The organism is Streptomyces sp. NPDC101181 (assembly GCF_044767975.1).
GTDB lineage: Bacteria > Actinomycetota > Actinomycetes > Streptomycetales > Streptomycetaceae > Streptomyces.
In genome coordinates, this window is record NZ_JBIWOX010000007.1 from 198924 (window position 1) to 220672 (window position 21749).

Annotated in this window: 19 protein-coding genes; 9 read left to right on the forward strand and 10 right to left on the reverse strand. The window is 71.8% G+C overall.

Going from position 1 to position 21749, the window contains the following annotated elements; all coding sequences use genetic code 11:
• Window positions 1–27 precede the first annotated feature (27 nt).
• Together ACIRRU_RS13435 and ACIRRU_RS13440 are read right to left on the reverse strand one after the other, a co-directional pair.
• Window positions 28–1335: an MFS transporter gene (locus tag ACIRRU_RS13435; RefSeq protein WP_363204280.1), complete on the reverse strand. Its 1308-nt coding sequence runs from the start codon at window positions 1333–1335 to the stop codon at window positions 28–30.
• Entirely contained in the window at window positions 1332–2012 is a 681-nt protein-coding gene (locus ACIRRU_RS13440; RefSeq protein WP_403679445.1) for a GntR family transcriptional regulator, read from the reverse strand. The genes ACIRRU_RS13435 and ACIRRU_RS13440 overlap by 4 nt, the downstream gene beginning before the upstream one ends.
• Before the next feature lie 206 nt (window positions 2013–2218).
• Here ACIRRU_RS13440 and ACIRRU_RS13445 point away from each other — a divergent pair, with 206 nt between their 5' ends.
• From ACIRRU_RS13445 to ACIRRU_RS13455, 3 genes are all read left to right on the forward strand, one after another.
• On the forward strand, window positions 2219–2554 hold the full coding sequence (locus ACIRRU_RS13445) for an ArsR/SmtB family transcription factor (RefSeq protein ID WP_403679447.1): 336 nt from the start codon (window positions 2219–2221) through the stop codon (window positions 2552–2554).
• Complete coding sequence (locus tag ACIRRU_RS13450; RefSeq protein ID WP_403679450.1) at window positions 2554–3237, forward strand: cation transporter; 684 nt, start codon at window positions 2554–2556, stop codon at window positions 3235–3237. The genes ACIRRU_RS13445 and ACIRRU_RS13450 overlap by 1 nt, the downstream gene beginning before the upstream one ends.
• A 90-nt stretch (window positions 3238–3327) precedes the next feature.
• Entirely contained in the window at window positions 3328–4227 is a 900-nt protein-coding gene (locus tag ACIRRU_RS13455) for a D-alanyl-D-alanine carboxypeptidase family protein (protein ID WP_403679452.1), read from the forward strand.
• An 84-nt stretch (window positions 4228–4311) separates the two neighbouring features.
• Here the strand turns inward: ACIRRU_RS13455 and ACIRRU_RS13460 are convergent, their stop codons facing one another.
• From ACIRRU_RS13460 to pdhA, 3 genes are read right to left on the reverse strand one after another with little or no spacing between them, the layout of a single operon-like run.
• Complete coding sequence (locus ACIRRU_RS13460; protein ID WP_403679455.1) at window positions 4312–5787, reverse strand: dihydrolipoamide acetyltransferase family protein; 1476 nt, start codon at window positions 5785–5787, stop codon at window positions 4312–4314.
• A gap of 11 nt (window positions 5788–5798) precedes the next feature.
• Window positions 5799–6779, reverse strand: coding sequence for an alpha-ketoacid dehydrogenase subunit beta (locus ACIRRU_RS13465; protein WP_403679458.1), 981 nt, complete (start codon window positions 6777–6779; stop codon window positions 5799–5801).
• 2 nt (window positions 6780–6781) lie between these two features.
• Window positions 6782–7942: a pyruvate dehydrogenase (acetyl-transferring) E1 component subunit alpha gene (pdhA, locus tag ACIRRU_RS13470; protein ID WP_403679460.1), complete on the reverse strand. Its 1161-nt coding sequence runs from the start codon at window positions 7940–7942 to the stop codon at window positions 6782–6784.
• Window positions 7943–8290: 348 nt separating this feature from the next.
• Here pdhA and ACIRRU_RS13475 point away from each other — a divergent pair, with 348 nt between their 5' ends.
• From ACIRRU_RS13475 to ACIRRU_RS13485, 3 genes are all read left to right on the forward strand, one after another.
• Window positions 8291–8950 carry a response regulator gene (locus ACIRRU_RS13475; RefSeq protein ID WP_403679463.1) on the forward strand — a complete coding sequence of 220 codons (660 nt, stop codon included), beginning with the start codon at window positions 8291–8293 and terminating at the stop codon, window positions 8948–8950.
• Between the two features lie 197 nt (window positions 8951–9147).
• Entirely contained in the window at window positions 9148–9624 is a 477-nt protein-coding gene (locus tag ACIRRU_RS13480) for a pyridoxamine 5'-phosphate oxidase family protein (RefSeq protein ID WP_403679466.1), read from the forward strand.
• 164 nt (window positions 9625–9788) lie between these two features.
• Complete coding sequence (locus tag ACIRRU_RS13485; RefSeq protein WP_403679642.1) at window positions 9789–10820, forward strand: phosphotransferase; 1032 nt, start codon at window positions 9789–9791, stop codon at window positions 10818–10820.
• A 143-nt stretch (window positions 10821–10963) separates the two neighbouring features.
• On the opposite strand, the gene ACIRRU_RS13490 is transcribed toward ACIRRU_RS13485, so the two are convergent.
• On the reverse strand, window positions 10964–12556 hold the full coding sequence (locus ACIRRU_RS13490; RefSeq protein ID WP_403679469.1) for a protein kinase: 1593 nt from the start codon (window positions 12554–12556) through the stop codon (window positions 10964–10966).
• Window positions 12557–12870: 314 nt separating this feature from the next.
• Here ACIRRU_RS13490 and ACIRRU_RS13495 point away from each other — a divergent pair, with 314 nt between their 5' ends.
• The 3 genes from ACIRRU_RS13495 (at window position 12871) to ACIRRU_RS13505 (ending at window position 16368) form a co-directional block, all read left to right on the forward strand.
• Window positions 12871–14514, forward strand: coding sequence for a protein kinase (locus tag ACIRRU_RS13495; protein ID WP_403679471.1), 1644 nt, complete (start codon window positions 12871–12873; stop codon window positions 14512–14514).
• 719 nt (window positions 14515–15233) lie between these two features.
• On the forward strand, window positions 15234–15578 hold the full coding sequence (locus ACIRRU_RS13500; RefSeq protein ID WP_403679474.1) for a hypothetical protein: 345 nt from the start codon (window positions 15234–15236) through the stop codon (window positions 15576–15578).
• A gap of 241 nt (window positions 15579–15819) precedes the next feature.
• On the forward strand, window positions 15820–16368 hold the full coding sequence (locus ACIRRU_RS13505; RefSeq protein ID WP_403679477.1) for a bacterial proteasome activator family protein: 549 nt from the start codon (window positions 15820–15822) through the stop codon (window positions 16366–16368).
• A 207-nt stretch (window positions 16369–16575) separates the two neighbouring features.
• On the opposite strand, the gene ACIRRU_RS13510 is transcribed toward ACIRRU_RS13505, so the two are convergent.
• The 4 genes from ACIRRU_RS13510 to ACIRRU_RS13525 form a co-directional block, all read right to left on the reverse strand.
• A complete protein-coding gene (locus tag ACIRRU_RS13510; RefSeq protein WP_403679479.1) occupies window positions 16576–17565 on the reverse strand; it encodes an NAD(P)H-quinone oxidoreductase in 990 nt (329 codons plus the stop codon).
• A 189-nt stretch (window positions 17566–17754) separates the two neighbouring features.
• Entirely contained in the window at window positions 17755–18897 is a 1143-nt protein-coding gene (locus ACIRRU_RS13515) for a potassium channel family protein (protein ID WP_363204265.1), read from the reverse strand.
• Complete coding sequence (locus tag ACIRRU_RS13520; RefSeq protein ID WP_403679481.1) at window positions 18855–20618, reverse strand: molybdopterin-binding protein; 1764 nt, start codon at window positions 20616–20618, stop codon at window positions 18855–18857. Before ACIRRU_RS13520 ends, ACIRRU_RS13515 begins: the two co-directional genes overlap by 43 nt.
• Before the next feature lie 71 nt (window positions 20619–20689).
• Entirely contained in the window at window positions 20690–21667 is a 978-nt protein-coding gene (locus ACIRRU_RS13525; protein WP_403679484.1) for an NTP transferase domain-containing protein, read from the reverse strand.
• Between the last annotated feature and the right edge of the window lie 82 nt (window positions 21668–21749).

Genomic DNA, 21749 nt, shown 5'->3' on the forward strand with positions numbered 1-21749 from the left:
GGTGCGCGTGCCCGCGCCCCCGCCGGATCACGCGGGCACGTGGACCGCCTCGACACGGCTGACCACGTGGTGGTCGCGTTCCCGGGCCGCCGTGCGTCGGCGCAGCCGCAGGATCTGGGTGACGCCGAGCGCCTCCAGGACGAAGACCGAGGCGAAGGCCACCCGGTAGTTGTCGCCCGTCGCGTCCAGCAGCACCCCGACGGCGAACAGCGTGGTCATCGAGGCGATGAACCCGCCCATGTTCACGATGCCGGAGGCCGTGCCCTGGCGCTCGGGCGGGTTGGCCGGGCGGGCGAAGTCGAAGCCGATCATCGAGGCGGGTCCGCAGGCGCCGAGCACCAGGCAGAGCACGACCAGGAGCCACATCGGCGTGTGGTCGGCCGGGTAGAAGATCGCGGAGGCCCAGAGCAGCGCCGTCGTCGCCACCGTGCCGAGCGCGATCGGGGTGCGGGCCTCGTGGTGGCGGGCGACGATCTGCCCGTAGACGAGTCCCACCGCCATGTTGGACAGCACCACCAGCGTGAGCAGCGTGCCCGCCGTGCCCCGGCCCAGTCCCTGCGCCTCGACCAGGAACGGCATCCCCCACAGCAGCAGGAACACCATCGCCGGGAACTGGGTGGTGAAGTGCACCCACATCCCGAGCCGGGTCCCCGGCTCGCGCCAGGCGGCGGCGATCTGCCGGCGGACGTACGCGGCGCCGGTGTGCTCGGCGGGCGGCGGCTCGTGACCCTCGGGGTGGTCCTTGAGGAACAGCAGGAGCAGCACCAGCACGACCACGCCCGCCAGCGAGCTGCCGACGAAGGTGGTGGTCCAGCCGAAGCTGTGCAGGGCGCGGGCGATGAACAGCGTCGAGACGAGGTTGCCCGCCATCCCGAACAGCGCCGCGACCTGTCCGATCAGCGGGCCGCGCCGGGCTGGGAACCAGCGGCTGCCGAGCCGCAGCACGCTGATGAACGTCATCGCGTCCCCGCAGCCGAGCAGCGCGCGGGCGGCGAGCGCCATGCCGTAGGAGGGGGAGAGCGCGAAGCCGAGCTGGCCCACGGTGAACAGGACGGCCCCGATGGTCAGGACCCTCTTGGTGCCGAGCCGGTCGACCATCAGCCCGACGGGTATCTGCATGCCCGCGTAGACGAGGAGCTGGAGGATGGAGAACGTCGACAGGGCCGAGGCGTTGACGTCGAACCGGTCGGCGGCGTCGAGTCCGGCGACCCCCAGGCTCGTACGGAAGATGATCGCGACGAAGTAGACGGCGACGCCGATGCCCCACACCCAGGCGGCGCGTCGGCCGCCGGGCGGGTCACCGGGCAGGGAGAGGGTGGGGGCGGCCGAGGTCACCGGTCCTCACCCCGGACCAGCACCCGCACCCGGCCGACGTGACGCCGCACGACCTGTGCGGCCGCCTCGGCGTCCCCGGCCCGGATCGCCGCCAGCAGCTCCCCGTGCTCGGTGATGTTGGCCTGGATGCGATCGGGGTGGGCCTCCATCACCGCGACGCCCATCCGCAGCTGCCGGTCGCGCAGCTGGTCGTAGAGGCGCAGGAGGATCTCGTTGCCCGCGTGGCTGACGATCTCCGCGTGGAAACACCGGTCCTTGACCGCGACGGCCGCCAGATCGCCGTCCTGCGCCAGTCGCCGCTGCTCCTCCAGCAGCTGTTCCAGCCGGGCGACCAGCTGCGGGGTGGCGGGCACCGCCTTGCGGGCCGCGAACTCCTCGACCAGCAGCCGGGTCTCCACCACGTCCTTGATCTCCTGCGCGGAGACGGCGAGCACCAGGGCGCCCTTCTTCGGGTAGAGCTTGATCAGCCCCTCGACCTCCAGCCGCAGCAGCGCCTCGCGCACGGGCGTCCGGGACACCCCGACCGCGTCCGCGAGATCTCCCTCGGTGAGCAGCGTCCCACCCTCGTAGCGCCGGTCCAGGACCGCTTCCTTGATGTGTGTGTAGACCCGCTCGGCGGCGGGCGGGCGCTTGAGGGAGGAGGAGGCGGGCGGTACGGGGGAGGGCGCGACAGGCATGCGCACAGCATAGATACAACATGCACGCATACGAGAGTGTGGTCCGGCATCTGGACCTCGGGTGCGAGGGAGGGCGGTGAGACCAGCGGGGCATCCGGCCACCGGACCAGTGGGACATCCGGTCACCGGGGGACGCCTCGGGCAGCGCCGGACACCTCGCATAGTTCACGCTTCCCTGAATTCATCAATCGCTGTACTGTCAGCTCATGCTGACCATCGCCCCCGACGTCGAGGTGCTCGCGCGGTTCGGCCGCGCGCTCGCCGACCCGATCCGCTGCCGTCTGCTGCTCGCGCTCCGCGAGGCCCCGGCGTACCCCTCCGACCTGGCCGAGGCCCTGGGGGTCTCGCGCTCCCGGCTCTCCAACCACCTGGCCTGCCTGCGCGACTGCGGACTGGTGGTCACCGTGCCGGACGGCCGACGCACGCGGTACGAACTGGCCGACGAACGCCTCGGCCACGCCCTGGACGACCTGCGCACCGCGGTGGTGGCCGTCGCGTCCGACCGCACCTGCCCGGACGCGGGGACGAAGGGCTGCTGCTGATGGCGACGGTCTCCCTCGGCCCGTCCCCGGCCCGCCGGGACGCGCTCACCCGCCGGATACGGCTGCTGGTGGCGGCCACCATCGGATACAACGCCGTCGAGGCGGTCGTCGCCCTCATCGCCGGAACGATCGCCTCCTCCACCGCGCTGATCGGCTTCGGACTGGACTCCGTCATCGAGGTCTCCTCGGCCGCCGCGGTCGCCTGGCAGTTCTCCGCCCGCGAGCACGCGGTGCGCGAGGCCCGGGAGCGGACCGCACTTCGGATCATCGCCCTGTCCTTCTTCGCACTCGCCGCGTACGTCGCCGTCGACGCGGTCCGGGCGCTGTCCGGCGGGGCCGGGGAAGCCGAACGGTCGCTGCCCGGCATCGTCATCGCGGCGTTGTCGCTCGCGATCATGCCGTTCCTCTCCGCCGCCCAGCGCAGAGCAGGGCGGGAACTCGGCTCCGCCTCCGCCGTCGCGGACTCCAAGCAGACCCTGTTGTGCACCTATCTGTCCGCCGTACTGCTCGTGGGTCTGGTACTCAACGCCGTCCTCGGCTGGTCCTGGGCCGACCCGGTCGCCGCTCTCGGCATCGCCGCCGTCGCGGCCAAGGAGGGGCGCGACGCGTGGCGGGGAAAGGGATGCTGCGCCCCGGGATCCCCGACAGGCGTCAATTCCAGCGCGTGCGAATTCACCTGCTAGGGGACGCATCCCTGGACGCCTCTCAGTAGTCTCAAGATGGTGAGCGGCACCCTTATGTAGCCGCATTTCAGGGGCATTTGGAGCGTTCAGTTGAAAATCGGCATCAAGCGCGTCAATCGCGTCTCCGTCACGGCCACCGTGACACTCACCGCAGGCGCGCTGCTCGCGAGCGGCGCCCTCGCCTCCACGGCGCACGCCGCCGCGCCGCCGGTCCCGAAGATCGTCGCCAAGGGCGGCTTCGTGATGAACGACGGCACCGGCAAGGCGCTCTACGCCAAGTCCGCGGACACCCGCCGGGCCACCGGCTCCACCACCAAGATCATGACGGCGCTGGTGGTGCTGTCGCAGAAGAACGTGAACCTGAATTCCAAGGTCACGGTCCAGAAGGCCTACAGCGACTACATCGTCTCGAAGAACGCCTCGTCCGCACGGCTCATCGTCGGCGACAAGGTCACCGTGGGCCAGCTCCTCTACGGCCTGATGCTCCCTTCCGGCTGCGACGCGGCCTACGCCCTGGCCGACAAGTTCGGCTCCGGCTCGACCCGCGCGGCTCGGGTGAAGTCCTTCATCGGCAAGATGAACTCCACCGCCAAGAGCCTCAAGCTGAAGAACACCAGCTTCGACTCGTTCGACGGCATAGGGGGTGGGAAGAACTACTCGACCCCCCGCGACCTGACGCTGATCGCCGGCAAGGCCATGAAGAACTCCACCTTCCGCGCGATCGTCAAGACCAAGTCGACCAAGCAGAAGGTGACCACGAAGAGCGGCGGCTACCGCTACATGTCGTGGAGCAACACCAACAAGATGCTCAGCAGCTACAGCGGCGCGATCGGCGTGAAGACCGGCTCCGGCCCGACCGCCAAGTACTGCCTGGTCTTCGCCGCGACGCGTAAGGGCAAGACCGTCATCGGCACGGTGCTCACCTCCTCCTCCGAGGCGAACCGCACCGCCGACGCGAAGAAGCTGATGGATTACGGCTTCGCCAAGTAACCCGCGCCCGCAGGGCGGGAAAGGGGCCTGCCCGCACATATCGTGCGGGCAGGCCCCTTTGCGTACGAATGCCTGCGAACGCGTCTACGCCCAGGTGATCAGGCGCTTCGGCTGTTCCAGGATCGCCGCCACGTCGGCCAGCACCTTCGAGCCCAGTTCGCCGTCGACGAGGCGGTGGTCGAACGACAGGGCCAGCGTGGTGACCTGACGCGGCTTCACCTTGCCCTTGTGGACCCATGGCTGGAGCTTGATGGCGCCGACCGCCAGGATCGCGGACTCCCCGGGGTTCAGGATCGGGGTGCCCGTGTCGACGCCGAAGACACCGACGTTGGTGATGGTCACCGTGCCGCCCGCCATCGCCGCCGGGGACGTCCTGCCGTCCCGGGCCGTGGAGACCAGCTCGCCGAGGGCCGCCGCGAGCTGCGGCAGGGTCAGCTCGTGCGCGTCCTTGATGTTCGGCACGATCAGGCCGCGCGGGGTCGCGGCCGCGATGCCCAGGTTGACGTAGTGCTTGCGCACGATCTCCTGGTTGGCCTCGTCCCAGGCGGCGTTGACGTCGGGGTTCCGCTTGATCGCGACGAGGAGGGCCTTGGCGATGATGAGGAGCGGATTGACCCGCACCCCCGCCATGTCCTTGTCCTCCTTCAGTTCCGCCACGAGCTTCATCGTGCGGGTGACGTCGACCGTGACGAACTCGGTGACGTGCGGCGCGGTGAACGCGCTGCCCACCATCGCCTGCGCGATCGCCTTGCGGACGCCCTTGACCGGGATGCGCGTCTCGCGGGCGGAGCCGGACGCCACCACCGGAGCGCCGGCCTCCACCGGGGACGCCACCACCGGAGCGCCGGCCTCCTCCGCGGGGGCAGCCGCGGGCGCGGCGGGAGTCCCGGGCGAAGTGGCTACGGGTGTCGCCGCCGCGTGGACGTCCTCGCGGGTGATGATCCCGTCCTTGCCGGTCGGGGTGACCGTCGCCAGGTCGATGCCCAGGTCCTTGGCGAGCTTGCGGACCGGCGGCTTGGCCAGCGGGCGGGTGACCGGAGCGTCGGCCGCCGGAGCGGGCGCAGCGTGCCCGTTCAGCTCGGCCTGCACCGCGGCAGCCACGGCGGCTGCCTCCGGGGCCACCGCCCCCTTGCGCGGGCGGCGCTTCGTGGAGCTCTCGGCGACGCCGTAGCCGACCAGGACCGGCGTACGGCCCTTCGGCCCACCGTCGGCGGTGGCCGCCGGGGCGGGCGCGGCGGCGGTCTCCACCGGCTCCTGCACCGGAGCGGGGACCGGGGCCGCGTCGCCGCTGCCCGGAGCGACGTCCACCGAGATGATCACCTGGCCGACGTCGACGGTCGTGCCTTCGGAAAAGCGCAGTTCGTGCACCACGCCGTCGAACGGGATCGGCAGCTCGACGGCCGCCTTCGCCGTCTCGACCTCGCACACGACCTGGCCGTCGGTGACGGTGTCACCGGGCTGGACGTACCACTTGAGGATCTCGGCCTCGGTCAGTCCCTCGCCGACATCGGGCATCTTGAACTCGCGGAAACGAGCGGACGTTTCGGTCATCGTCGTCACGGACCCTCTCCTCAGAACGCCAGCGAGCGGTCGACGGCGTCGAGCACCCGGTCCAGGCCGGGCAGATACTCTTCCTCCAGCCGGGCGGGCGGATAGGGCAGGTGGTAGCCGCCGACCCTGAGCACGGGCGCTTCGAGGTGGTAGAAGCAGCGCTCGGTGATCCGGGCGGCGATCTCCGCGCCGGAGCCGTAGAAGACGGGCGCCTCGTGCACGACGACGAGCCGGCGGGTCTTCTCGACGGACGTCTGGATGGTGTCGAAGTCGATCGGGGACATCGAGCGCAGGTCCAGGACCTCGACCGACTTGCCCTCCTCCTGCGCGGCCGCGGCCGCCTCCAGGCAGACCTTCACCATCGGCCCGTACGCGGCGAGCGTGAGATCGCTCCCCTCGCGGACGCGGGCGGCCCGGTGCAGCGAACCCGGGATGGACTCGGTGTCGACCTCGCCCTTGTCCCAGTAACGCCGCTTCGGCTCGAAGAAGATGACCGGGTCGTCGCTCTGCACGGCCTGCTGCATCATCCAGTAGGCATCGTTGGCGTTGGCGGGGGAGACCACCTTCAGGCCCGCGACATGCGCGAAGAGCGCCTCGGGGGACTCGCTGTGGTGCTCGACCGCGCCGATGCCGCCGCCGTAGGGGATACGGACGACGACCGGCAGCTTGATCTTGCCCAGCGCACGGGCGTGCATCTTCGCGAGCTGCGTGACGATCTGGTCGTACGCGGGGAAGACGAAGCCGTCGAACTGGATCTCCACCACGGGGCGGTAGCCGCGCAGGGCCAGGCCGATCGCGGTGCCGACGATGCCGGACTCGGCGAGCGGGGTGTCGATCACCCGGTCCTCGCCGAAGTCCTTCTGGAGTCCGTCGGTGATACGGAAGACACCGCCGAGCTTCCCGACGTCCTCACCCATGATGAGGACCTTGGGGTCGGTGTCGAGGGCGAGGCGCAGCGACTCGTTGAGCGCTTTCGCGATGGACATCTTCTCCACGGCCATGGCTACTTGCCCTCCTCGGCGGAGTCTGCGAACGATGCCTGGTAGGCGGCGAACTGGGCGCGCTCCTCGTCGACGAGGGAGTGCCCGTCGGCGTAGGCGTGCTCGAACAGGGCCATCGGCTCCGGGTCGGGCATCGCGCGCACCGCCTCCCGTACCCGCTTGCCGAGGCTCTCGCTCTCCGCCTCCAGCGCGGTGAAGAAGGCCTCGTCGGCGTGGCCGGACTTCTCCAGGTACGTGCGCAGCCGCAGGATCGGGTCCTTGGCCTCCCACGAGGCCCGCTCCTCGTCGGCCCGGTACTTCGTCGGGTCGTCGGAGGTGGTGTGCGCGCCCATACGGTAGGTGAAGGCCTCCACGAGGGTGGGGCCCTCGCCGCGGCGGGCGCGCTCCAGCGCGGAGCGGGTGACGGCCAGGCAGGCGAGGACGTCGTTGCCGTCGACGCGGACGCCGGGGAAGCCGAAGCCCTGGGCGCGCTGGTAGAGCGGCACCCGGGTCTGACGCTCGGTGGGCTCGGAGATGGCCCACTGGTTGTTCTGGCAGAAGAACACGACCGGGGCGTTGTAGACCGCGGAGAAGGTGAACGACTCCGCGACATCGCCCTGGCTGGAGGCGCCGTCGCCGAAGTAGGCGATCACGGCGGAGTCCGCGCCGTCCTTGGCCACGCCCATGGCATAGCCGGTGGCGTGCAGGGTCTGCGAGCCGATGACGATCGTGTACAGGTGGAAGTTGTTGGTGGTCGGGTCCCAGCCGCCGTGGTTCACGCCGCGGAACATGCCCAGGAGGTTGGTCGGGTCGACGCCCCGGCACCAGGCCACACCGTGCTCGCGGTAGGTCGGGAAGACGTAGTCGTCGTCGTGCAGGGCACGGCCGCTGCCGATCTGCGCGGCCTCCTGGCCGAGCAGCGAGGCCCACAGACCCAGCTCGCCCTGGCGCTGGAGCGCGGTCGCCTCGGCGTCGAACCGGCGGGTGAGCACCATGTCCCGGTAAAGGCCGCGCAGCTCGTCGGCGCTAAGGTCGATGCCGTAGTCGGGGTGCTCGACGCGCTCGCCCTCGGGCGTCAGCAGCTGTACGAGCTGGGGCTCGGCGCTCTGCGGCTTCTTCGCGGCGCTGGTCCGCTTGCTCGCGCGTCGCGGTTTACGCGCGGCGGCAGTGCTCTCCACGGTCACGTGCGTGCTCCTCCGTCGGTCCGGCCCCCGGGGTCTGCCGGGAACCAGTGCGGCTCGCCTGAATCCGGACCCGTGCACGGGGTGGGTGCCGCTCGGCCGGGGATCAGGCGTGACAGGTGCCCCGGCGAGCGCCCTGTCATAGGCACGTTACCCAGTGCTTCGCATAACTGCGAAAACCTATCTGACCTGCGATTTTGCTTGGATTTCCAAGTAAATCGAAAAAACCGCGAAGCCTTGCTGGTCACAGCACTGGAAACAGCCTGACAGGCCGCCGGAACAACGGCACGTTATCCCGCGGATCAGCGGCAGGGAAGAGCGGAGGAGAGGCGAGTGTGTGAGACTGCGATCGTGCGCGAAGAAGGAAAAATCAGGGTATTTCTGCTCGACGATCATGAGGTCGTCCGGCGTGGCGTCCACGAGCTCCTCTCCGTCGAGGAGGACATCGAGGTGGTCGGTGAGGCGGGCACGGCCGCGGACGCGCTGGCACGGATCCCCGCGACCCGGCCCGACGTGGCGGTGCTGGACGTGCGGCTGCCCGACGGCAGCGGGGTGGAGGTGTGCCGGGAGGTCCGCTCGCAGGACGAGGGCATCGCCTGCCTGATGCTCACCTCGTACGCCGACGACGAGGCGCTCTTCGACGCGATCATGGCCGGGGCGTCGGGTTATGTACTGAAGGCGATCCGCGGCAACGAACTGCTGAACGCGGTGCGGGACGTGGCCGCAGGCAAGTCGCTGCTGGACCCGGTGGCCACGGCCCGGGTACTGGAGCGGCTGCGCGACGGGAACAACGGCAGGGGCGACGACAAGCTGGCGGGCCTCACCGAACAGGAACGCAAGATCCTGGACCTGATCGGCGAGGGGCTGACCAACCGGGTCATCGGGGAGCGGCTGCACCTCGCCGAGAAGACCATCAAGAACTACGTCTCCAGCCTGTTGTCCAAGCTGGGCATGGAGCGCCGCTCCCAGGCCGCCGCGTACGTCGCGCGACTCCAGGCCGAGCGCCGCTGAACGACGGGGCGGCGCTGAACAACCGGGCGCCGGGGCGGGAGGGGTCACCTCCGGGGCGGCCGGATCTCGCCTGGGGACGGACAGGTTCCCTTTGGGCGGCCGGGTCACCTCCGGGGCGGCCGACGGGACTTTGGTCCCGGGTCGTCCGGGGCAGGCGACTCTTACTCGCGCCCTACAGCGGGGGAACAGTGGAGTCCATGCCCATCGACTCCCCCGGCCACCACGGCTCCCCCCGCGCACGCCGCGCGGCCGGCACCATCGAGCGGGCCGCGCCGATCGAGCTGCTCGGCCGGGTCCCCTACGGCCGGCTCGCGACCAGCATCCGGGCCCTGCCCTTCCTGGCCGTGGCCCGGCACATCGTGAGCGACGGCCGCATCCTGCTGCGGATGCACAGCGGGTTCGGCTACCACGAGGCGTGCGACGGGAGCGTCGTGGCGTACGGCGCGGACAACTACAACGGCCCGTCGTCCGGTGACGGGGAGCTGTGGTCGGTGCAGTTCACCGGCCCCGCCGAGATCGCGCACCCCGCCCCCGAGCAGCGGCAGCTGTTCGGAGCCGCCCCCGCCACCGTGAACGGGGAGCCCTTCGCGCCCGCCTACATCCGGGTGGACCCGCACTTCGTCACGGAGCACACGCTGAGCTTCGCCGACCGCGCCCAGCGGGTGTCTCGCTGATCATGCCGGGCACGCGGGGCCTGATCACCAAGGGATCCCCCAGCGCACTTAGCGCACCTGCTGCGGTGACCGCAAGTCCGCGAAGTCGCCACACAGAGTGATCTAACATCTGGTAAGTGCCGCGCTCATATGTCATCCGCCCGCCTGTTCCCCCGGTCGGCGAGGTGCTGCGCCGATACCCCGAGGTGGGGGAACCGCTCGCCTGCGAGCCGGTCACCAAGGGCCTGCTGAACCACGGGTACCGGGTCTCCACCACGCGTGGCGCGTTCTTCCTCAAGCACCACCTCGACAAGCGGCACCTGGACGACACCTCCGGCGAGCCCGCCGCGATCGTCCGCCAGCACCGGGCCACCCAGCGCCTCCAGTCGCTCGGTGTGCCCGTCGTCCCGCCCCTGTCGGACACCCGGGGCGACACGGTCACCGTGATCGGTGAGGGCTGCTACGCCCTGCACCCCTGGGTCGACGGGCTGCACCGGGCGGGCGCCGAGCTGACCCTGGCCCAGTCCCGTCGGCTCGGCACGCTCCTGGGGACCGTGCACACCGGCCTGGAGCAGGTGATGGCCCCGCGCGACGGTCCGCCGGACCCCGACGGGCCGCCCCGGCCCGGCCATCACAGCCCGGACCCCGCCGACACCTTCGCGCTGATCGACGACCTGCTGGCCGCCGCGCGCGGCGAGGGCGGCCGGAACGCCCCGCGCGACGCCTTCGACGAACTCGCCGTCCACCGCCTCGTGGAGCGCCGCGCCCTGCTCGAACAGCACGCCCACCGCCGCCCGCCGACCCCGGACGGACCCGCCACCGGCTGGGTGCACGGGGACTTCCACCCGCTGAACCTGCTCTACCGGGGCGCCCATCCGGTCGCGATCGTGGACTGGGACCGGCTGGACGTCCAGCCGCGCGCCGAGGAGGCCGTACGGGCCGCGGCGATCTTCTTCGTCCGCCCGGCCGGGCGGCTGGATCTCGCCAAGGTACGGGCGTACGCCCGCGCGTACCGGCGGGCGACCGGGGCCGGGCGGGCGGAGCTGGCGGCCGCGGTGCACCGGGTGTGGTGGGAGCGGCTGAACGACTTCTGGATACTGCGCTGGCGCTACCGCCTGGACGACCGGAGGGCCGACCCGCAGTTCCCCGCGGTGTCGGCCCTGGTGGTCTGGTGGACGGACGCCTACGAGGAGGTCCGCGCGGCGTTCACGGAGTGAGCCGCGCCCGTCCGCTTCACGGCACGAACCGCGACCCCACCCGTCCGCTTCACCCGGTCCGCGGAGTGAGCCGCACCCGGGCCGCGTGGCGGGGCTGGGTGCGGCGTGCTCACGGTGTTCGTCCCGGGGCCGGCCGCGCGGACTCAGGAGGTGGTGTTGCCCGCCGAGGCGCCGGGCGTGGTCCCCGTACCGCCGTCGTCACCTCCACCGGCTCCGCCGTCGTCGCCGCCGTTGCCGCCCGGGGTCCCCGGGTCGGTGGTCGGGGCGGTGGGATCGCCGGTGGGCTCCCCGCTGGAGCCCTCGTTGGTGTTGCCGTCCGAGGTGCCGGGGTCCGGTTCGGAGGGGGTCGGGGACGGGGTGAAGGTGGGCCTGCTCGGGGTGGGGTCCCGGGTCGGCGGCGGCGGGTTCGGCTGCGTCTGACCGCCGCCCGTGCTGTCCGGCTGCTCCGGCTCCTTCGACGTCTCGTCCTGCGACGGCTTCTCCGAGGGCTTCTCCTCGGACCGGCTGACCGAGGGGGAGGGCGAGACGGGATCCTTCTTGTCGCCGTTGCCCTGCGCCGCGTTGAGCGCGAAGGCGACCCCCGCACCGATCGCGATCAGCGCGAGCAGGACGAAGAGCCACATCTTGCCGCGCCCGCCGCGAGACCGCCGCTGTCCGCCGTCGTAGCCTCCGTCGTCCGGGTTGAGCGGCGGCAGGATCGGGCCCTGGGAGGTGTCCCCGTGCGCCGGGTGGCCCATCGCCCGGGTGGAACCGGTGATGCCCTGCGAGGGGGTGTGACCGCCCTCGGGCAGCGCGACGGGGCCGGTGTTCCAGGTCCCGGTGTGACCACCCTGCACCTGGAGCATCTGGAGGCTGTACTGGACGAGGCCGCGCATCTCCTCGGCGCTCTGGAACCGGTCGTCCGGGTCCTTCGCCAGCGAGCGCATCGCCAGCCCGTCCAGCTCCGGCGGCACCACGTCCGAGACCTCGGACGGCGGCACCGGGATGTCCTGGACGTGCTGGTAGACCACCGAGAGCGGGGTCTCACCGGTGAACGGAGGACGCAGCGCGAGCAGCTCGTAGAGCAGACAGCCGGTGGCGTACAGGTCGGACCGGTGGTCGACGGCCTTGCCGAGCGCCTGCTCGGGGGAGAGGTACTGCGGCGTGCCCATGACCATGCCGGTCTGGGTCATCGTCGACTGCGCGCCGTGCAGGGCGCGGGCGATCCCGAAGTCCATCACCTTGACCGCGCCGGAATCCGTGATGATCACGTTGGCGGGCTTGATGTCGCGGTGCACGATGCCGTGCTGGTGCGAGTAGGCGAGGGCCTCCAGCACCCCCGAGACGATGATCAGGGCCTGCTCGGGCGGCGGGGCCTCGGCGGTCAGGAGCAGATCGCGGATCGTCCGGCCCTCGACCAGCTCCATCACGATGTACGGAACGGTCTGGCCGCCCACGACGTCCTCGCCGGAGTCGTACACGGCGACGATCGCGTGGTGGTTGAGGCCCGCGACGGACTGTGCCTCGCGGGTGAAGCGGGCCTTGGAGACCGGGTCCTCGGCCAGGTCGGAACGGAGCAGCTTCACCGCGACGGTGCGTCCGAGCCGGATGTCCTCCGCCGCGTAGACCTCGGCCATGCCGCCCCGGCCGAGCCGGTGGGTCATCCGGTAACGTCCGTCACCGACGACGCCGCCGACGCCCCAGGAGTCGGTGCCATCCGAGACTCCGCCGCCGTTTGCTTCGGAATCGGGTGCCATCAGTCCTCGCCGTCGTATCTGTCCGCGCGTCCGCGGGTTCTCACGGTGCCTTGCTGCGTTGCCACGTCACGCTACAGCCTCCGGCGGACACCACGGTTCCGTCCCGGACCGATCATCCGACCGCCCGGCGCGCCCTCCACCTGTTTTTCATGCGTTTCCTGTAACGCTTCCGGGACACTTCCTGTGCCGAGGGTCACGGAACGGGCACCCGGCTTGACGTGTCAGACCCCTCGGGCAGACTTGGCGCGTACATCAGGGAATATCGCGCGCACGGCACACCGCTCACCTGCGCGCCGCCGAGGGGGATGCACGTCATGAGCCAGGACGGCGCACAGGGCCGCTATGCGGGCGGTTCGGTCGCAGGCGGCCGCTACCAACTGCGCGACCTGCTCGGCGAGGGCGGGATGGCCTCCGTCTACCTCGCCTACGACTCCGCCCTGGACCGCCAGGTCGCGATCAAGACCCTGCACACCGAGCTGGGCCGCGAGCAGTCCTTCCGTGAGCGCTTCCGGCGTGAGGCGCAGGCCGTGGCCAAGCTCCAGCACACCAACATCGTCTCCGTCTTCGACACCGGCGAGGACGAGCTCGGCGGTGCGCTGATGCCCTACATCGTCATGGAGTACGTCGAGGGGCAGCCGCTCGGCTCGGTGCTGGCCGCCGACATCCGACAGCACGGCGCGATGCCCGCCGACAAGGCCCTCAAGGTGACGGCGGACGTGCTCGCCGCGCTGGAGACCAGCCACGAGATGGGCCTGGTCCACCGGGACATCAAGCCCGGCAACGTGATGATGACCAAGCGCGGCGTCGTGAAGGTCATGGACTTCGGCATCGCCCGCGCGATGCAGTCCGGTGTCACCTCGATGACGCAGACCGGCATGGTCGTCGGCACCCCGCAGTACCTCTCCCCCGAGCAGGCCCTCGGCCGCGGCGTCGACGCCCGGTCCGACCTGTATTCGGTGGGCATCATGCTCTTCCAGCTGCTCACCGGGCGGCTGCCCTTCGACGCGGACTCCCCGCTGGCCATCGCGTACGCGCATGTGCAGGAGGAGCCGGGGGCGCCGTCCGGCATCAACCGGTCGGTCACCCCGGCGGTGGACGCGCTCGTCGCCCGCGCGCTCAAGAAGAACCCGAACGAGCGCTTCCCCAGCGCCGCCGCGATGCGCGACGAGATCGCCCGGGTGCTGAACGCCTCCGGCGGCCAGACCGGCGCCCCGATGATCGTGGCGGGCGGCGGACCCGCCAACAGCGGGTCGGGGGTCGGCTCGGCGGTGTTCCCGCCGGTCGACCAGTCCACCCCGGCCCCCCAGAGCGTCCAGACGCCGTATCAGCCCCACCCGCACCAGCAGCCGGGGCCCTACGGCCAACCGACCCCGGCGCCCACCCCGAGCTACGGCTACCCGCAGTCCGGCCAGGTCCAGGGGTACCCGGCCCCGGGCCAGCTCTCCCACCAGACCCCGCCGCCGTACACGATCAACCCGCAGCACCCGACGTCCCCCGGAGGTCCGGGCGGCGGCGGGTCCAAGCGGAACATGCCGGTCATCGTCGGTTCGATCGTCGTCGCGCTCCTCGCCGTCGGCGGCCTGATCACCGCGATCGCCCTCCAGAACGGCAAGGACGACCAGGCGGGCAAGGGCGGTGACCCGGGCACCAGCGAGTCCTCGGACCAGGGCTACCGCCCGCCGGAGCGCAATCGCACGATGAAGGACACGATGTGCTCGAACGCCTCGGAGGACTCCAACGACCCCAAGAAGGTCAGCGCTCCGAGCTTCATCTATAAGGACATCCTGTCGGCGAAGGCGTGCGCGGCCGCCGCGGGCTGGACGATCAAGGAGATCGAGGAGCCGGGCAACACCTACGCGGAGGGCCAGGTCGTCGGACAGTTCCCGTCCTCCGGTACGGCGGTCGACGAACAGGGCGCCCACTTCGAGCTGAAGGTCTCCACGGGCCGGCCCTCCTGACCTCCCGCACGGTCCCTTCTCCCTGAGCGGCTGTTCCTTACTGAGCGGCTGTTCCTGCCCCGCGCCGTTGTCCGCCACGCGGCCTTTCCTTCTGTTCTGGCTGCTCCGGTCCTTCTGTTCTGACTGCTCCAGTCCTTCTGCTCCCGACGGCTCCGGAGGAGGCTGATCCTGGGTACCCAGGGGCTGTCGAGCGTGCCGATTCGCTCATTTCTGATCGTCGTGGAGACTTCTCTGTTCTCCGCGTAGCCCTTCAGGACCGGCAGCGGCCCTGGAGTTTCGGATACCGCATCCGGGATGCCGGATGGAGGGGCCCGTGTGACGCTGATCTCATGGCTCCAGGACTTCCGGCAGCGTGGGCGTCGAGATGCGCGGTCTGTCTGATGGCGGCGGCCGCAGCGGCTCTGGGGCCGCCGGGAGGACCCGCCCACGGATCGCCGACCGCGGCGAAGGTCACCCGGTCGTTCGCCGCCGCCCCGTCCGCGTCGGTCTCCCCTACGGCCCCGCGCCCGTCGGGTCCGGCGTCCCCCTCCGCGCTCCCTTCGAGCCCGCCCCCGCACCCGCAGTCGTCCGGCCTTCCGAGCTCCGGAGTCCCCCAGTCCGGCGGTACGAGCCCGTTCCCCGGGACCTCCGCCGCGAGAGGTGCCGAGGCCGACACCGCGCCTGCGGGCGAGCTCTCCGGCCCTGCCGAAGCCTCTGACTCCCCTTCCGCTTCGCCCCAGGTGACCGGGTCGACCGCCCCCCTGGCCGGGCACGAGGCCGGGATCGGCAGGGCGCGGCCCGGTCGTTCCCTGACCCCTCTGGAGCTCGCCCGGGTCGAGACCAGGGACGAGACGCCGGTCGGGACGCGCGACCGGGGCGAGGCCGAGCAGGTCGTGGACGACGGCTCCGAAGTACCCGTGTTCACCCCACCGCCCGACGCGTTCACCGATCCGGCACGGCGGTCCGGACAGGCGCTGGACGCCGCCGCGGTACGGCAGGTGCAGCAGCTCTCCCTCGGTTCGGGCATCGCCCTGGTCGGCCTGGGGCTCGGCTTCCTCGCGTTCCGTATGCGCCGTACGGCCTGAGGGGCACCCCGGTCCGTTCCCGGCCGGAGGCGCTGCCATGGGGGGGACGCGGGCTGCCGGACCTGGTCGTCCCGTGCCGACGGGACTGCTCGCCGCGGCCCTCACCAGCTCCCGGCCGCCCCTGGCGCGGCGCGCGGGCTGAACCCGGGCGGAACGCGTTCCGGTGCCCCTGGAGAAGGTGGATCGTCCGTTTCCGGGGGCACCACCGTGGTGTACGGCATGTGTGCGAGACAATGGCGGCATGGAAATGCCGAGGAATGACCGGTCGCAGGAGCACCCGCAGGTCCTTGTCGTGGGCCAGGACGGAATGGCTATCGGCGGCGGTGCCAGTGACGACGAGTCGCGCGAGGTCCCGGTGACGGAAATGGTGGAACAGCCCGCGAAGGTCATGCGCATCGGCAGCATGATCAAGCAGCTGCTGGAGGAGGTCAGGGCGGCCCCTCTCGACGAGGCGAGCCGCGTCAGGCTGAAGGAGATCCACGCCAGCTCCGTGAAGGAGCTGGAGGACGGTCTGGCCCCCGAGCTGGTCGAGGAGCTGGAGCGGCTCTCCCTGCCGTTCACCGATGACTCGGTGCCCTCCGAGGCCGAACTGCGCATCGCGCAGGCGCAGCTCGTGGGCTGGCTGGAGGGCCTCTTCCACGGCATCCAGACGGCTCTGTTCGCCCAGCAGATGGCGGCCCGCGCCCAGCTGGAGCAGATGCGCCGCGCATTGCCGCCGGGAATGAGCGGCGAGGACGAGGAGGGCGGCGCGGACCCGCACGGCCCGGTCCGCTCGGGCCCGTATCTGTAAGCCCGTATCCGCGACCCGTAGCCGCCGCAGCGACCGAACGGGGCCCGGCCCCCACCGTGAGGTGGGGGCCGGGCCCCGTCGTACGTTCCCGTCGTGCGTATCCGATGTGCCTGTTGATGTACGTCTGCGGGTCGGGCGCCCGGCGCCCGGGAGACCGCAGCCCCCGCGAGGGCGGCTGCGGGTCAGATCACGGGTGGTGGCGGGCGGTCAGGGCGCGGCGGGCGCGGCCAGCAGCACCTTGCCGATGTGCGCGCTGGACTCCAGGATCCGGTGCGCCTCGGCGGCGTCCTGCATCGGCACCGTGCGGTCCACGACGGGACGGACCACCCCGCCGCCGATCAACGGCCACACGTGCTCGCGTACGGCGGCGATGATGGCGGCCTTCTCCCCGAGCGGACGACCGCGCAGGGAGGTGGCGGTGACGGCGGCTCGCTTGGCCAGCAGCGCCCCGAGGTTCAGTTCCCCCTTGGCCCCGCCCTGGAGTCCGATGATCGCGAGGCGGCCGTTCACCGTGAGCGCCTGGACGTTCCGCTCCAGGTACTTGGCTCCGACGATGTCGAGGATGACGTCGGCCCCCGCCCCGGCGGTGTTCTCCCGCACCTCCTCGACGAAGTCCTGCTCGCGGTAGTTGATCAGGATGTCCGCTCCCAGCTCGGCGCACCGCGCCAGCTTGTCCGGGCTGCCCGCCGTGACCGCGACCCGGGCGCCGACCGCCTTCGCGAGCTGGACGGCCATGGTGCCGATCCCGCTGGAACCGCCGTGGATCAGCACCGTCTCACCGGGCCGCAGGTGGGAAATTAGAAACACGTTCGACCAGACCGTCGAGGTGACCTCGGGCAGCGCCGCCGCCTCCACCAGGCCGACCCCCTCCGGTACGGGGAGGAGCTGGCCCACCGGTACGGCGACCTTCTCCGCGTACCCGCCGCCCGCCAGCAGCGCGCACACCTCGTCGCCGACCGCCCAGCCGCTCACCCCCGGGCCGAGCGCGGCGATCCGGCCCGCGCACTCCAGACCGGGGTAGGGGGACGTACCGGGCGGCGGGTTGTAGAAACCCTGCCGCTGGAGCACGTCGGCGCGGTTCACGGCGCTGGAGACAACCTCGACGAGAACCTCGCCCTCGCCGGGTACGGGATCGGGGACCTCAGCCCAGACGAGCGCCTCGGGGCCACCGGGTTCGGGGATCGTGATCGCATGCATGGCCGCGAGGCTACTCCCGCCGCGCCCACCCCGGCGGACGCCCCGTCCGATCACGGACGCCTCGGCGGCCATCACGGACGGCCCGTCGTGCCGATGCCCCGTCGTGCCGATGCCCCGTCGTGCGGTCGCCCCGTCGTGCAATCGCCCCGCCGTGCGGTCGCCCTGTCGCGCGGGGGACTGCCTCGACGCTCAGGAGCGCTGGGGCGGGGGCGGCGGGCTCTTCGGCGTGGCGGCCGACGTCGGACTGGCCCGCACGATGGTGATGACGCGGTCCGTCAACTGCAGGGGGCTGGCCGCCGGATCGTCGTAACCGAGCAGCCGGTGGCCGCGCAGCACACTGACGACCAGGTCCTCGGTCTCCCGCACGTTCTTGCCCACCTCGGCCTTTATGACCGGCCGTTCGACGAGATCGAGGCCGCTGCCCTGCTGGATCAGGTCCTCCATCACGGTGCCCGCGCTCGGGCTGAGGACGGAGAGGCCGAGCAGCCGTCCGGCGGCGCTGGCGCTGGTGATCACCGCGTCCGCGCCGGACTGCCGGAGCAGGGGTGCGTTCTCCTCCTCACGGACCGCCGCCACGATCTTCGCGCTCCGGTTCAGCTGGCGTGCGGTCAGGGCGACCAGCACGGCGGTGTCGTCGCGCTGGGTCGCGATGATGATCTGCCGCGCCTTCTGGAGTTCGGCGCGCAGCAGCACATCGCTGCGGGTGGCGTCCCCGAGGACTCCGGTGAAGCCCTCGGCGTTGGCGGCCTCGATGACCTTGGTGGCCGGGTCGACGATGACGATCTGGTCCTTCGACAGACCGGTGGCGCAGAGGGTCAGAATCGCCGACCGGCCCTTCGTACCGAAGCCGACGACGACGGTGTGGTCACGCAAGTTGGCTCTCCAACGCTTCAGCCGGAAGTCCTCCCGGGTCCGTTCCGTGAGGACTTCGAGAGTGGTCCCGACCAGGATGATCAGGAAGATCACGCGCAGCGGTGTCACGAGCACCACATTGATCAGCCGTGCTCCGTCGCTGTACGGGGTGATGTCCCCGTACCCAGTGGTGGAGAGGGTGACCGTCGCGTAGTAGATCGCATCCAGCAGATCGACCTTGCCGTCGGCGTTGTCGTTGTAACCGCTGCGGTCGAGCCAGACGATCAGCACGGTCGCGGCCAGCACGAGCAGCGCCATCAGCAGGCGTTTGGCCACCTGACGGGCCGGACCGACGGCCACCCGGCGGGGAAGCATCACCCGCGTCGGCACGACCAGTTCGTCGGCTCGCCTGGCCATCGCATCGTGGCCGGGAAGTTTCACGTGAAACACCCTTCCGACCACGGCGTCGCCGGGGCCCACGGGAGATCCAGAATCTCCACCTCGGTGCCGGACCGTACCCCGCCCGGGGGTACGACGGCCAACCCGTCCGCCGCGGCGATCCCGCGCAGCATCGCGGGACCGTTGAACCGGAGGGGCGCGACATGGTCCCGGCCGCCCGGCCGCCCCGCGCGATGGACCACCGGGACGAGGCGGGTGTCGTGCGGATGACCGGGTACGTCGGCGTGGACGAGCGCCCGGTACGCGTCCTGGGCCGGGCGGGCCGCGATCCCCGCGAGCAACGGTTCAGCGAGCGTCAGCAGCCCGGCCACGGCCGCCAGCGGGTTCCCGGGCAGCCCGACCAGACAGGGCCCGCCCGGCAGTTGCCCAACCCGGTTCCCGGCGCCGGGTAGTCGCGCCAGCAGCATGGGGTGACCGGGGCGGACGGCCACTCCGTCGACCAGCAACTCGGCGTCGAGCCCGTCGAGGACGCGGTGCACATGGTCGACCGGACCGGCCGCGGTGCCGCCGGTGGTGACGATGACGTCGGCGTCCGTGGAGACGATGGCCTCCCGCAGCGCTCCGGCGTCGTCCCCGAGGCGGACGGGCTCCGAAACCTCGGCGCCCAGAGCCCGCAGCCAGGGGCCCAGCATGGGACCGAGGGCGTCACGGATCAGCCCGTCGTGCGGCAGCCCGGTGGCCAGCAGTTCGTCGCCGAGAACCAGAATGTCGACGCGCGGCCGGGGCACGGCAGGCAGCGCGTCGTACCCGGCGGCCGCGGCCAGCCCGAGCACCGCCGGGGTCACCACGGTCCCGGCCGGGACGAGTTGCTCGCCGGAGCGGCACTCCTGGCCCCGGGGCCGGATGTCCTGCCCGGTCACGACGGAGCGCCGCGCGTGCAGCAGCCCCTTGGCCTCGTCGGCGTGTGCGTGCTCGCTCCGGATGACCGCGGTGGTGTCGGGGGGGACGCGGGCCCCGGTGGCGATCCGTACGGCGGTGCCGTCGGGCAGCGGCGTGGTGGCCCGACGTCCCGCGAGGAGGCCCGCCCCGGCCTCGTACGCCCAGGGACCCGGTCCGGCCACCGCCCAGCCGTCCATCGCCGAGGTGTCGAACGACGGCAGGTCCGTGAGCGCGCCGAGCGCCTCGCCGAGCACATGCCCGAGCGCGCGGTCGAGCGGCAACCGGACGACCGCCGCCGGACCGGACCGCCCCTCCCGCGCGGCAACCGCCCGCGCCCGCTCCCAGGAGAGGGATACGGCGGCGGGGGTACGGGTGGGAGGGGTGCCGGTGGGAGGGGTGCCACGAGGGCTACTGGCGTGCGGGAGGGTCGGTCCGCCTCGGGCTCCGAATCCGTCTTCGGCTCCGGCCCCTTCGTCGGTTTCGGCTCCGACTCCGTCTTCTGCTCGGACGTCGGCCCCTACTTCGGTTTCGGCTCCGGCTTCCGGGTGGTTCCCGGTGGGGCGCGGCAGGGGTTCACGGTCGGCCTCGGCCACGTGATCATCGGCGGGTGCACCGGACGCACCGGGCCGACGGCCGTCGCGCTGGGCGTCGTTGGACGCGCCGTCGCGAGCACTGCTGGAGGAGGTGGTGCGGGTGCTGCCAGGACCGCTGTCGGCGACGGGCCGGGGGCGGTAACTCGACCCGCCGACCAGGGCGAGGGCCTGTTCGACAGCCCGCTCCTCCTCGGCACGGGCGAGGTCGTTCGCGGACTCCGCGCGGTCGGGACCATACGAACCGGAGCTGTTCAGGCCGGGGCCGACCACACCGGAATCCGACGGGCCGGGGGCGGTCAAGGGGGGACCGGCCGGGCCGGGATCGGGCGAACCGGGGGCGGTCACGGTGTTCCGGTCCCCTCGCCGCCCGCGTCCGGCTTCGCCTCGCCCGTCGCTTCACCCGCCACCTCGGCGCCGCCCTCGGTCCCGGCAGCCGGTCCCGCAGCGGCCGCCGCTTCGGCCTCCCAACGCAGTGCGAGGTCGGCGGCTTTGCGAGCGGCGTCCGCGACCGCGGCGGCAGCCGCTTCGGGCCCCGCGTCGGCACCGGCTCTGGCCGCCGCGTATCCGACCAGGAAGGTCGTGAGCGGGGCGGCGGGCCGGGCGACTCCGTGCGCGGCGTCACGCGCGAGGTCGAGCAGGACACCGGTGTCGACGTCGAGTTCGATTCCGAGTTCGTTCTTGACCGAGGTGATCCATTCGTCCAGCACGGCCCCATGCTCCCTGATCCGGGCGCGGGCAGCGGCGATGTCGTCCCAAGTGTCGCAGTCGAACGCGGCGTGCGGCCCGGCGTCGACCCGGGCCAGATCCAGCTCCGCGGTCAGCAGCCGCAGCGGCAACCCGGCGAGGCTGCCGTGCTCGGTGGCGATGAGCGCCAACTCCCGGCGCAACGGCTCCGCGCGATAGGCGGCGACAAGCGGCTGATCGCGTCCGTCGGGGTCAGTGCACAGAGCACCATCCCCGCCCGCCCCACCCTCCCCTTCGGCAGCGACAGCGGCGGCGGCGACCAAGGACTGCACCGTGCTCGGTCCGAGGAACGGCAGATCGGCGGAGAGGACGAGGACGACGTCCGCCGTCGTCAGCCGCACCCCCGCGCCGAGCGCCGCCAGCGGGCCGCCGCCCTGCGGGACTTCGCGGGTCCAGGTGACCGGCCGGGCAGTGGGCCGCCGATCGCCGACCACGACCGTGACACCCGCCCCGGCGCAGGCGGTGAGGACCCGGTCGAGCAGGGTCCGGCCGCCCACGCGCACGGCCGGCTTGTCGGCGCCGCCGAGCCGCTTCGCGGCCCCGCCGGCCAGGACGATCACGTCGTAGGCGGTCATACGTCGAGTATGGGCCGCGCCCCACCGCGCCACCCCGTCCGGGGTGGCCGGAAGACCCAATCACCCCAGGACGGGCACGTAG